The sequence below is a fragment of the Pseudarthrobacter sp. S6 genome (assembly GCF_050156575.1).
Lineage (GTDB): Bacteria > Actinomycetota > Actinomycetes > Actinomycetales > Micrococcaceae > Arthrobacter.
This window is the reverse complement of record NZ_CP189581.1, coordinates 3,735,860-3,747,627: the sequence shown is the minus strand read 5'-3', so window position 1 is coordinate 3,747,627 and position 11,768 is coordinate 3,735,860. Positions and strand designations below refer to the sequence as shown.

Genomic DNA, 11,768 nt, shown 5'->3' with positions numbered 1-11,768 from the left:
CCTGGCCCCTCCACTCTTTTGTTATTCGGCCTGCTTTTTCAGGAAGGCGAGCAGGGCTTCGTTGACTTCCGCGGCGTGCGTCCACAGCAGGCCGTGCGGGGCGCCGTCGATCTCCACATACTGGGCGCTGGGAAGGGCCTTGGCAAACCGGCGGCCGGTGGCATCGATGGGCAGGATGTTGTCCGCCGTGCCGTGGACAATCAGCGCGGGGACATCAATCCGGGGGATGTCCCCGCGGAAGTCGGTCAGCCACGGGGGCTGCGCGGCCACTGATGCGGTGGCGCCTGCATCGGCGGCGATTCTCCAGCTGGCGTCCAGGACTTCCTGGCTGAGCCGCGGGGTGCCCAGGAACGTATCGGTGTTGTAGAAGTTTTTGAAGAATTCCGTGAAGAACGCATACCGGTCCGATGTCACCGCTTCGGTGAGTCCGTCGAAGACTTCCTGGGGAACGCCGTCCGGGTTGTCGTCTGTTTTGAGGAGGAACGGCTCCAGCGATCCAAGGAATGCTGCGCGGGCCACCCGGGCCGAACCGTACGTGCTCAGGTAGCGGGCAACTTCACCTGTGCCCATGGAGAATCCCACCAGCACGGCGTTGTTGAGTTCCAGCCGGTTCAGGAGCGTATTGAGGTCGGCGGCGAACGTGTCATAGTCGTAGCCGCTGGTGGCTTTGGTGGACTTGCCGAAGCCGCGGCGGTCGTACGTGATCACGCGGTATCCCGCCGCCAAAAGGGCGGTGGTCTGCTTTTCCCAGGAGGATCCGTCCAGCGGGTAGCCATGGATCAGGACAACGGGCTGGCCGCTTCCGTGGTCTTCGTAGTAGAGCTCGGTATCGGTGCTGTTCTCGGTTCCAACGGTGACGAATGCCATCTCGGCGGTCCTTTCGAAGCTTCGGGATCAATTTCGGGCGCAAGCAAAAGCAGACGCCCGGCATTCCCTACTCTAGGGACCGCCGGCCGCGGCACCAAGAATGTGGCTACTGGGATGGTTGGGGCAGTTCGCACGCGATTTGCGGGTTGACGCCCATATAGTTCAACGGCCCGGCGACGATGGTCACGGCCACCGATCCCGCTTGGGCGCAGGACCCCGGAACCCCGCCGAAGTAGCCGCGCTGCCAGGCGGCGATTCCTCCGATGATCAGCCAGATGACAATCAGTGCTCCGAGAAACTTCATGGTGTCCTCCCATGGCCGTGGCCGCTTGTGCGTTCAAGTATGCGCCGATATCCGGAATGCTCACAGGACCCAAGACGACTGTTACCTTTTTGTTGGTAAAGGGCCTTTTGGCAGGGGCCCGGGGGCGGGCGCCGAAGCCGCCTCCGCCGCCTGGGCCCTGGGCTGCGGTGGACTCGCCGGCCGTCACGGTGCCCATCTGTGCCGAGGCCCGCGATCACGCCCAGCACGCCCACGTTCATGCCCAGGTACGAGACCACCAGGTCGCGGCGGCGGTGGCGGCGGAGGTAGAGGACGACGGTGAGGATGCTGATGGCCGCGAGGTCTGCGGCAATGAAAATGAGGGAAGTCATCGGGATTCTCCGGAATCTGTTGGTGGGCTGTTCTCTACAATCCGCGGCCAAACTGCGCAGGTGCTGTGACGGAACCTGACCGGAACATGAGTGCCGGCTGGGCGCCCGGCTGCTGTTTGCCGGGCGCTGTTTCCCGGGTGTCATGCAGCCGCCGTTCCTGCTGGCGGGTTTCGATCGATAGGATCAAACCCGTGCTCCGACTTAAACGCCTTGCGGTTTTCTGCGTGTTCGCGATCTGCGTCATCACCGCGGTGGCATTCTGGGCGCTCGGGCAGTCCGGTGCGGACTCCCGCGGGGCTCTTGCTCCTCCGCCACGGTCGGAGGCGAAATTCGAAACGTCCTCCACCGGCCTTACCACTGCCGTCAATGTCACCCGGAACGCGGACGCCGAGTGGATCATCCAGGCTGCAGCGCAAACCGGCATACCTGCCCGTGCGCTTCGGGCTTACGTGGGTGCGGCCAGCGCGGCCAATCTTTCCGCTCCGGGGTGCGGGATCGGATGGAATACGGTGGCGGCAGTCGGATTCGTCGAATCCCACCACGGAGCGTACGGCGGCGGAAACCTGGATGCCGCAGGGCAGGCAAGCGGGCCAATTGTCGGCCCGAGCCTGGACGGCAACGGATTTGCCGTCATTGCTGATACCGACGCCGGCGTCCTGGATGGCGACGCTCGCTGGGACCGCGCCGTCGGACCCATGCAGTTCATCCCCTCCACCTGGGAGCTAGCGGGACGGGACGGGAACGGTGACGGCGAAGCGGATCCTTTCAACATCGACGATGCCGCCCTCAGCGCGGCCGGTTACTTATGCGCCCACGGCCGCGACCTCACCGCCACGAACGGATGGAGTGAGGCCATCTACTCCTACAACCAGTCCGACTCCTACGTGGACCAGGTGCGCGACCAAGCCACCTTCTACGCCGATAAGACGGGCACCACAGGATAAGACCTCGACTGCCCGCGTAACGTCCCGGGGTGGTGGCCGCGCCCCAGATCCAGAGACTTATTCTCAGCCTCCCGTGCTGCGCCCCAGGCCGATGGAGTGGTTGCCGAAGTTGGTGTCCACTTCGACGTCCTCAATGCCCTCGGCAACCCCGCCGTCGTCCAGCAGGGACGGGCCGAAGGAAAGGGTGTTCCAGACGCCGTCGGCGAGGAGCTGTTCGGCGGTTGTGGCGGTTTCGTCGTAGACCTTGACCGTGCTGTCGCGTTAGAAGGCAAGGCCTTGGCGGGCGCCGTCATCGCGGAACACCACTCCGTTGCGGATCACAATGCCGGTGTCACGTAAGCCGTAGTAAGTCGCCGTTGTTGGCGAAGGCCGACTGGAGCGTGGTGGCATCGTTAAGCACGACGTCGGCAACGTAGTAGGTGATAGTGCTGTCGCCGCTGCCGGTGCTCACCGTGGAGATGTGGATGTTCGAGCTCTCCGAAACGTAGGACGTGTCTGTGGTGACGGCGGTGGAATCAGTGGTGGTGTCCGCCGTCGTGCTTTCGTTGGTGCCTGTTTGACTGGCCTGGTATGCGGAGACGTCCGAGATTTTCACGTGACCCGGTTGCCGTTGCGTGGTTTGTTCTTGAGAGGAGTCATGCCTCATTTGTAGGCAACGAAGCTATCGCTTCGATTTGCCGGATATGTGCTGCGCCTGTGAACGGGTGGGCTGGCGAGAAAGTGCCGCCTAAAGCTGCCGTTGTGGCGTGGTTTCCGGGCGGGCGGGGGCTTTTGCCGGGCAGAGCCGCAGCGCGAGCTCCTTCAGTTCTGTGGGGTGGAACGGCTTGGTTAGGTAGGCGGCAGCGCCGGAGGCCATTCCGGCCAGTATGTCGTCTTCCTCGGACCGCGCGGTGAGGAACAGCATGGGAGCGGTGCTTAAGGCCCGGATTGCCCGGGCTACGACGTGCCCGTCCATGTCCGGCAGGCCAAGGTCAAGGGTGATCAGAGCGACCGATGGTTCAGCGGCTGCGGCAATTCCTTCGGCGCCGTTGGCGACCGAACGTACGGAAAAGCCTGCGCGGGTCATGACCACCGTGATCAGACCGCGGATGTCATCGTTGTCCTCGATGACAAGACAGATGCGTTTTGTTTCCATGAAAGCCCCTCAGCCGCATTTCCACCAGTGTACGTGCTGGTGACCTGGTAAACCGTCAAAGTGACGTATTCCGCAACCGTCCTCAGGTCGTCTCAGCGGTAACGCCTCGGGCCGCCGGTTGCGGGGCGGAACTCAGCCGTCGTAGTGCGTCTGGGCCGGCCCTTGGCCAAGTGCATTCACCACGGCCGCCGCGACGATATGCAGCTTGGAATTGCGCGTGCTGGACGCCGCTTTGAGCAGGTCAAATGCCTCCTGCTGGCTGCACCGGTTCTGGGCCATGATGATGCCCACCGCCATGTCGATCACGGTGCGCGATTCGAGGGTGGCACGCAGATGCGCCGCCGTCTCGCTGTAATGCGCGAAGCGCACCGCAAGCCGCAGGGCCAGAGACGTCTGGCGGACGAAGTCCTCCGCAGCCTTCAGGACGCGGCCTTCAAAGCGGGAGGTCCGGTGGGAGTAGAGGAGGAGCGTGGCTTTGGTTTCCCCCTCCAGCCGGAACGGGATTGCCAGGACCGAACGGATGCCTTGATCCAGGACGGCTTCGCAGTATTCGGGCCAGCGCGCCTCGTTCTTCACGTCAGGAACATGGACTGTCACCTGCTCCAGCGAGGAGGCCATGCCCGGACTTTGCTCGGACTGGTATTCGATCTGGCTGACAGCGCGGGCAGCGGCGCCGCTGCTGGCAATGGTGGCCGCCTTGCGCTGGCGCAGAAGGGTGATGCCGCACAGCACTTCATCGCCGGGTTCGGAAAGGTTTCGGGCCGATACCCGGGCGAGCTCATCCAGGAACTCCTCTACGTCGGAGCTGTTGAGGAGTTCTTCGTGCAGGTGCTCGGTAATTGATGTAGCTGTGTTTGCTGTTGACTCGCTGGCCACGGTTCTTAGTGCCATTCGCTCAGGTCAAGACGATCCGGCAACTCCCCGCACAACCCCTGCCGTGGAAGCAAAAAGGGTGGCGACGGTCGCTGGATCGACGAACTGTCCAACGGCCTGCTGCTAAACCGATAACCAGAAGTATATACAGGTCAGAGCCTTGGGGAGCGCCACATGGCGGGCCAGGCCGCGGAGGACTTAGGTACTACCGGTTGCCGTGCGGGCGGTACCGCACGCGGATCCGGCTGCGGGGCGTCCGGGCTTGAGACGTCCCGCCTCGTCGGCGAAAACTGAGTACCCGGCCCTGGATCCAAGAGGTCGTTTCGGGGGAGGTCCGCAAAAGTCCAGTACTCCTACGTGTTGTTGGGACCACCGAGGCCGGGAAGTATGGGCGTCATCGATCAGCCGGAACCAAGGTGCCTTAGTGGCTCCCAATGGCTGCGCGTCTCAGCATCTGTTTTTACCCCCAGCCAACAAGGAGTCTCACTCATGCGCAAAATGACGAAGAAGAATCGGGTCCTCGCAGCAGCCGGTGCATTGGCACTGGTGGCAGGCAGCGGCGGCGCTGCCTACGCCTACTGGACCACCACGGGCTCAGGTGCGGGTACCGCGACCAACTCGACAGGCGGCGGCACCGTGACCCTGCACGCGACATTCGCAGGCGGACTTGCGCCGGGAAATAGCGTCCCGGTGGCATACACGGCTGACAATGGAACAACCAGCAGCACCAAGGTGGGTGCCTTGACGGCCACGGTGTCCACGAGCGATCCGGCAAACTGCCTGGCATCGTGGTTCGGAGTCACTGCCGTGACCAGCAGCACCACGGTCGCCGCCGGCGCAAGCGGAATCTCTGTGGGCGCCGGAACCCTGACGTTCAATGACAGTGCAACGGTCGACCAGGAGGCCTGCAAGGGCGCCGTTGTCACCATCACCGTCGGCAGCGTCTAACAGTCTTCGCCGGCGGGGAGGAGCAGGACCTCCCCGCTGGCGAATTCCACCTCCTCCCACTCAATGCAGAACAGGCCAGAAGGGCTGAACGTGCAGAATGATTCTGGGTACTTCCGCACAGTCATGCGAAGAACCACCACCGCAGCGAAGGTGCTGCTGGTGGGTCTTGTGGTGATGCTCGTTTCGGCGGGCACCATCTTCGCGGCCAGCCAGGGCGGGAGCCAAAGCAACAAAACCAAAAGCGTCACCATTCAGGTGAATCCCGCCAGCCGGACGGTTGACCGGGGCGACGCGGTCACCTATTCGGTGTCCCTGACCTCCACCAACGGGTTCAGCGGCAGCGTCACCCCCACCGTTGCGGGCCTGCCGGCCAGTACGACGGCGGCCTTCGCGCCGGCGTCGGTGACGCTCGCTTCGGGCAAAACGGCCACCGTCATGCTGACGGTGGCGACGTCGGCCACCACTCCGGATGGCAAAGCGGACCTGACCATCGGCACGGCCGCCGGCGCAAGCCAGGCTGACGCCGTCGTGGTCCAACTCATTGTTCAATCATCCAACAAGACGTTCAGTATTTCGGGGAATCTCGGCACCCAACTCACGCCCGGACTAACGCTTCCGCTGAACCTTTCGATTGCCAATCCCAACAACAAGACGCTGGCACTGAGCAGCCTTTCGGTCGCTATTACAGCCATCAACCGGACGCCCGCTGCAGTGGCTGCGGGGCTTCCCTGCACCGCCGCGGACTACGTGGTAATCAACTACTCGGGCCCGTATCCGCTTAGCGTTCCGCCCGGCGCACGGACCCTTGAGTTGCTCGGCGTTGATTGGCAGAAGTGGCCCCGAATCTCCATGCTGGATACCACGCTGAACCAGGACGGCTGTAAGGGCGCCACGCTCCAGTTCGCCTACTCCGGCTCAGGGCAGGGAAGCTGACATGACACCGAAGCACAAGAAGACTTCCCGACGGCTGGCTGCCAAGACTGCGGCAGCAACCGTCACACTCTGCCTAGTCACCGGTGTGGGCGGAGCCTATGCCTACTGGGTCACAGTGGGTGCCGGATCGGGAGCCGCCACCAACGGCACCATGGCAACCGTGACCGTAGAAGCCCTTGTTGCGGGAGACACCCCGCAGACCACCCTCGTCCCGGGCGGCACCGCCGATGTTGCAGTCCGGGCGCTCAACCCCAACGGCCACGCGGTGCGTGTCTATGCCATCCGCGGCAATGGGGCCGCGACGGCGGACACCAGCCACCCCGGCTGCACCACACCCGGCACCGGAGTGACGTTCGTTGAACCTGCCGCTCCGTTGGCCCCAATAATCACTATTCCCGCGAACTCGTCGGTGCTGATCACACTGCCGGGCGCCGCCACCATGTCCACTGCATCGCTGTCAGGCTGCCAGGGCGCCACGTTCAGTTTGCCCGTCACTTTGGAGGCACGGAAATGAGCCGCCCCATTCAGACCCCGCCGCCGCGCCGGCAGGTCCGCGTGGCCGGGATCGTCGCGGCTGCCCTCGTCATCTCGTGGGGCGGCCCGGCTGCCAGCGCCTACTGGCAGACCCTCAGCAGCAATGACGGCAGGGCCAAAGCTGATTCCATCCTCGCCGTGGTGGCTCCGACGGCGTCCGCTTCGGCAGGTGCCGCCACCGTCAGTTGGGCGCAAGGCGCGACGGCGGCGGGCAAACAGGTCTCCAGCTACATCGTTGCCCGGTATTCGTCAGCGACAGGGGGCACCAAAGTTGCAGCCGGGGGAGGCTGCTCGGGAACCATCACAACGCGGACCTGCAGTGAAGCGGCATTGCCGAGCGGTACCTGGTATTACACCGTCACCCCGGTCCTCGGATCCTGGGCGGGCCAGGAAAGTGCACGCAGCACAGGAGTAACCATCGCGGCCGCCACTCCGCCAGCGGCACCAACGCTAAGTGTTGCCCCCATTGTCAACATCGCGAAGGCTGCAGGTGTCACAGTCAGCGTTACCGCCGAGTCTGGATCTTCGGTAACAATTACAGTTACCGACGCCCCGCCTGCCGGGACGCAGCAACAGACGGCCACCCAAACGCTGACTGCAAACGGCTCCGTCCAAAGCACGGACTTTAATCTCTCAGCGTTCAAGGACGGCACTATCACCTATACGGCGGTGGCCACCAATGCAGCCGGCGGCGCCAGCGCGCCCGGTACGGCGACATCGACGAAGGACACGGTTGCGCCTACGGCCAGCATCAAGCTTCAAACAGGCCCGCTGGCTCAGAAGAACGTTACCGGTCGGGCAGATCAGGACGACCAGATCATCATCACTTTCTCCAAACCCATGAATCCGTCCTCGATCTGCAGCGAGTGGACCAGTACAAGCCAGGCGCTTCTGAAAAACTCCGGAATTCAGGTCAGGATCGACTCGAACAAGAACCTCAAGGTCATCGTCCCTTCGACGGTTTGCCCGACTTTTACACTGGGGACCGCGGTATTAGGCGGGGTGTTCTCCACCGGAAGCACTGATCTCGTATTTGCCGGAGGAGGAAGCAACGCAACCGCGATAGCGTGGAGCAGCACCGCCACATCGAGTACCTTGACGATCACGCTCGGGCCGGATAACGGTGCTTCCAGGGCGGTGGTGTCTGGGAATGTGCAGTCTATGTTCACAGCCGTAGACGGGCCCAAAGACACCAACGGAAATCCGATCTCGCTCTCGCCACTACTGGGCGCGGCATCCAACTTCTGACATGAAAATTGCGGTGACGTTGTCCCGTTGACTGAATGATCTGGCGGTCGGCGTTTTGAGGCAGGATTATCCGGTGGGTTGCAGGGGCGCGAGGGTCACTTGGTAGCCCAGGGATTCGAGCTGTCCGATCGCGCGGGCCTTGGTCTTGGCAGGTGCTTGCAGCCTGAAGTAGTCGGCTCCGGGGTCTTTGTAGAGTTCCCCGGTGGTGAGCATGTGCCAGGCGGCGGTGAGCATGGCGTGTTCGACCGCGACGAGTGCTTTGGATGGCCCGCGCCGGGCGGCGAGGCGGGAGTATTTCGCGGAGAAGTAGGTGTTCTTCGAGCGTGCTGCCGAGAGCGCGGCGATACCGAGGGCTCCTTTGAGGTAGCGGTTGCCGGGGCGTGTCTTGGTGGACTTGACCCGTCCGGCGGATTCGTTGGATCCCGGAGAGGTGCCGGCCCAGGAGGCCAGGTGTCCCGCGGTGGGGAACACGGTCATGTCGGCGCCGGTTTCGGCGATGAAGATCTCCGCGACGGTGGTGCTGAATCCCGGGATGCTGATCAGGAGTTCCCGGGCGAAACGAAAGGGCGCGATCGCCTCCTCGATCCTTGCGCCCAGGTCCTCGATATCGGCGGTGTGGGCGTCGATCCGGTGCAGATAAAGTTTCGCCATGTAGCGGTGGTGGCTGCCAAACCTGCCGGTGAGCGCGTCGGTGAGCTCCGGGATCTTTGACCGCATCCTGCGCTGGGCAAGGTCTGCCAGGACCGCCGGGTCCTCTTGCCCCTCGATCAGTGCCTGCAGCATCAGCCGTCCCGAGACCCCGGTGATGTCCGAAGCTACCGAGGAGAGCTTGATGCAGGCGTCCTCGAGGAGCTTCTCCAGCCGCTGGATCTCCCGGGTCCGTTCCCGGGTGATGACGGTCCTGGCCCGGGTCAGGTCGCGCAGTTCACGGATCGGCGGCGGGGGCACGAACGAGGCACGGACCAGCCCGTGGGCGCCCAGATCCGCGAGCCAGGCAGCGTCGGAGACATCGGTTTTGCGGCCCGGGACGTTTCTGGCATCACGGGCGTTGACCAGGATGACGTTCAGGCCCTCGTCCTCAAGCAGGTAGTAGAAGGGACGCCAGTAATCACTGGTCGCTTCCATCACCACCAGGCTCACCCGCTCCTTCAGCAGGTGTTCCTTCAGGTCCAGGATCTGTCCGGTCATCGCACCCCACGTGGTGACCGTCGACGCGGTTGCCCTGGCCCCCCGCCCCTGGACACGGATACAGACCTTCGCATCCTTCTTCGAAATATCAATACCCGCACACCGCGGGTGCATCACTTCCATCTCGGATCACCCTTCCCAATCATTCCGGCAGGAATCAAAGTGCATGCGTTCCGGGGAAGGCGGATAAAACAACAAATCTGACATTCGGTTGGGTCGGACCGCAGCGCCCTGCCGGGATTGCTCCCGGTGGGTTTCTGCGGCCCGCCCGCCGAACCCGGCGTGCGCCTCTCAACGCACCGGGCTCTCCACGTGTCGTGACCGTTGGTCAGCCGCTGCTGGCGGCTGCCGGTTTGGTTGTCCAGGGGGTCGCGATGGTGCTGCCGCGGTAGCGGTAGCGGGTCACTGCGACGCTGGATGCGCCGGTGAACACGACCCCCTCATGGGCGATCCGCCATCCCTGGTCACAGAAACGGCGGCGCACCTCCTTCATGCTGACCCGGCTCTTGCCCTTATATTTCGTGCGTATCCAGCTAACGATCCGCCACCAAGCGTGGCTATCGAGTTGCTGGAATACCCGCGAGGACACACCGTGCCGGAAGTAGTTCGCCCATCCCCGCAACATCCGGTTGAGACTGATAATCAACTCTCCCAGACTCATGTGCAGGGTTGACCTACGCGTCTTGTAACGCACCTTGTCCTTGGCCGACTGGACGGCCTTCTTCGAAGGTGTGGTGTAGACGCAGCGTCTCTGTGTTCCTCGTTTCCGTCGGCGATGGATATGGAAACCGAGGAAGTCGAAACCCTCGTCAATGTGGACCACACGGGTCTTCTCCGGAGACAGCCGCAACCCCATCGGGGCTAGCACCTCGGCCACATCCTCCCGCAACTCCTCAGCGTGCCTGCGTTCTCCAGACACCATCACCACGAAGTCGTCCGCATAGCGGACGATCTTCCAGTTGCCGAGGCCATTCCGCTTGCGTTTGGCCCGCTGCTGGTCGGTTCCCATCTGTTCTCGCCGTTGCTCATCAAAGTGCTCGTCCAACGTCGATAACGCGATGTTAGCCAGCAGCGGGGAGAGTATCCCGCCTTGTGGGGTGCCGCTCAGCGTTTCCTCCCGCTGCCCGGAGGTCGTCATGACCCCGGCCTTCAAGAACGCTTTGACCAGCGCCAGGACCCGCTTGTCCTTGATCCGATGCCATCCCGTTCCATCAACGGCGTGTGCCCGATTTCATCGAAACACGCCTGGATATCGGCTTCCAGCACCCACTCATGCGAGTGACTGGCCAGAAAATGGATCTCGGCAATTGCGTCCTGGGCCCTGCGGTTAGGTCGAAACCCATACGAGCACGGTTTGAAATCCGCCTCGAAAATGGGTTCCAACACCGCCTTCAGGCTCGCCTGGACCACCCGATCCACGACGGTGGGGATACCCAGCTTGCGCAGTTTCCCGCTCGCCTTCGGTATCAGCACCTGCCGCACTTCGACCGGCTCGAACTCGCCTGACTTCAGCAAGGCACGAACGTGGCCCAGGAAGGCCTCCACCCCAATCCGGGACTCGACCCAAGCCACCGTGGCCTGGTCCACCCCGGAGTCCGTGCCCCGGCGTTGGAGGACACCCGTTCCCACGCGTGCACCAGAAACGCCGGATCATAGACAAGGTTAAACAGGTCACCAAACTGGCGATAGAAATCCTCTTTCGCCCAACGATGCAACTTAATCTGCATGCTTCGTACCGCCCAGAAAGCCGAATCAGCATCCGGCCACTGCACGGCGCCGGTATTCACCGGCGCTTCTTCGAACATTGCAACCTCTCGTTAACTGACACGCTGCCGCCCTTCCCCATGTGCGCGGGCTTTCCCCGGCTCGGAGTACTACGGCGGCTCCGCCCCACCCCTAACCTTCGGCCGGCATCAGGCCTATCCATCCCTCCATCTCCCTGGCCGGGAGTGGGTAATGGAACGGTTACAGATGGTTCCCACGTTCACTGTCGTCCGATTAACGGGTTAGGCACCCGGCTCTACCCCTGCGGCATCGCCACGGCTACGCCGTAGACATTCACCGTGGCCTCCCAGCCGCGAAGAGCAAGCCGGACCAGGAGTCCCCCGCCCGAAATGAGGGGCGGGCGTGCACCGCATACCAGCCCACATCCACCGGATTGGAGCTGGCGTTGCCTGAAGAGGCGTAACGACACCGGTTCCTCTCGTATACCTTCCCGTCTCGCTCACCGGGCCCGGCCCATCCGGCAGTACTGAACCGGCCCGACTTTGTCGAGGCTGCTCCCACCGGTTCTCGGTGATCCCCGAGAACGGCTGCCTCCAGCTTCACTCCACCGCTACGACGGCGAAGCGACGAAGGTCTCCCACCTCCATACGTAACAAACAGCGCCTCGTGGCGCACTGCTCCAAGGCAACAGTCCACGGTCCCGCGGACAACAAAGCTGT

General features: G+C 63.2%; 13 protein-coding genes and 1 pseudogene. 5 read left to right on the top strand and 9 right to left on the bottom strand.

Annotation, left to right across the window (positions count from 1 at the left end; genetic code table 11):
* Positions 1-21: 21 nt before the first annotated feature.
* From ACQCS0_RS17990 to ACQCS0_RS17980, 3 genes are all read right to left on the bottom strand, one after another.
* The gene (locus ACQCS0_RS17990; RefSeq protein ID WP_354222472.1) at positions 22-867 is read right to left on the bottom strand and encodes an alpha/beta hydrolase; all 846 of its coding nucleotides are present in this window, start codon (positions 865-867) and stop codon (positions 22-24) included.
* Positions 868-973: 106 nt separating this feature from the next.
* Positions 974-1,171, bottom strand: coding sequence for a hypothetical protein (locus ACQCS0_RS17985; protein ID WP_354222470.1), 198 nt, complete (start codon positions 1,169-1,171; stop codon positions 974-976).
* The gene (locus ACQCS0_RS17980) at positions 1,168-1,521 is read right to left on the bottom strand and encodes a DUF4956 domain-containing protein (RefSeq protein WP_426938880.1); all 354 of its coding nucleotides are present in this window, start codon (positions 1,519-1,521) and stop codon (positions 1,168-1,170) included. Before ACQCS0_RS17980 ends, ACQCS0_RS17985 begins: the two co-directional genes overlap by 4 nt.
* Before the next feature lie 191 nt (positions 1,522-1,712).
* On the opposite strand from ACQCS0_RS17980, the gene ACQCS0_RS17975 reads away from it, so the two are divergent.
* Complete coding sequence (locus tag ACQCS0_RS17975; RefSeq protein ID WP_354222468.1) at positions 1,713-2,465, top strand: lytic transglycosylase domain-containing protein; 753 nt, start codon at positions 1,713-1,715, stop codon at positions 2,463-2,465.
* A gap of 90 nt (positions 2,466-2,555) precedes the next feature.
* Here the strand turns inward: ACQCS0_RS17975 and ACQCS0_RS17970 are convergent.
* The 3 genes and pseudogenes from ACQCS0_RS17970 to ACQCS0_RS17960 all read right to left on the bottom strand — a co-directional run.
* Positions 2,556-3,063 (bottom strand): annotated as a pseudogene (locus tag ACQCS0_RS17970) (phosphodiester glycosidase family protein); the annotation flags it as partial.
* 129 nt (positions 3,064-3,192) lie between these two features.
* Complete coding sequence (locus ACQCS0_RS17965; protein WP_354154533.1) at positions 3,193-3,600, bottom strand: response regulator; 408 nt, start codon at positions 3,598-3,600, stop codon at positions 3,193-3,195.
* Positions 3,601-3,732: 132 nt separating this feature from the next.
* Complete coding sequence (locus ACQCS0_RS17960) at positions 3,733-4,476, bottom strand: ANTAR domain-containing protein (RefSeq protein ID WP_426939580.1); 744 nt, start codon at positions 4,474-4,476, stop codon at positions 3,733-3,735.
* Between the two features lie 486 nt (positions 4,477-4,962).
* Between ACQCS0_RS17960 and ACQCS0_RS17955 the strand changes: the two genes are divergently transcribed.
* The 4 genes from ACQCS0_RS17955 (at position 4,963) to ACQCS0_RS17940 (ending at position 8,136) form a co-directional block, all read left to right on the top strand.
* Complete coding sequence (locus ACQCS0_RS17955; protein ID WP_354222467.1) at positions 4,963-5,421, top strand: hypothetical protein; 459 nt, start codon at positions 4,963-4,965, stop codon at positions 5,419-5,421.
* A 90-nt stretch (positions 5,422-5,511) separates the two neighbouring features.
* Positions 5,512-6,354, top strand: coding sequence for a hypothetical protein (locus ACQCS0_RS17950; protein WP_354222465.1), 843 nt, complete (start codon positions 5,512-5,514; stop codon positions 6,352-6,354).
* Position 6,355: 1 nt separating this feature from the next.
* Positions 6,356-6,868: a hypothetical protein gene (locus ACQCS0_RS17945; protein WP_354222463.1), complete on the top strand. Its 513-nt coding sequence runs from the start codon at positions 6,356-6,358 to the stop codon at positions 6,866-6,868.
* On the top strand, positions 6,865-8,136 hold the full coding sequence (locus tag ACQCS0_RS17940) for a hypothetical protein (protein ID WP_426938879.1): 1,272 nt from the start codon (positions 6,865-6,867) through the stop codon (positions 8,134-8,136). The genes ACQCS0_RS17945 and ACQCS0_RS17940 overlap by 4 nt, the downstream gene beginning before the upstream one ends.
* 66 nt (positions 8,137-8,202) lie before the next feature.
* On the opposite strand, the gene ACQCS0_RS17935 is transcribed toward ACQCS0_RS17940, so the two are convergent.
* From ACQCS0_RS17935 to ACQCS0_RS17925, 3 genes are all read right to left on the bottom strand, one after another.
* A complete protein-coding gene (locus ACQCS0_RS17935; protein ID WP_426938668.1) occupies positions 8,203-9,447 on the bottom strand; it encodes an IS110 family transposase in 1,245 nt (414 codons plus the stop codon).
* 205 nt (positions 9,448-9,652) lie between these two features.
* Entirely contained in the window at positions 9,653-10,462 is an 810-nt protein-coding gene (locus tag ACQCS0_RS17930; protein WP_426939939.1) for a group II intron maturase-specific domain-containing protein, read from the bottom strand.
* Positions 10,463-10,473: 11 nt separating this feature from the next.
* Complete coding sequence (locus ACQCS0_RS17925; protein ID WP_426939938.1) at positions 10,474-10,911, bottom strand: reverse transcriptase domain-containing protein; 438 nt, start codon at positions 10,909-10,911, stop codon at positions 10,474-10,476.
* Between the last annotated feature and the right edge of the window lie 857 nt (positions 10,912-11,768).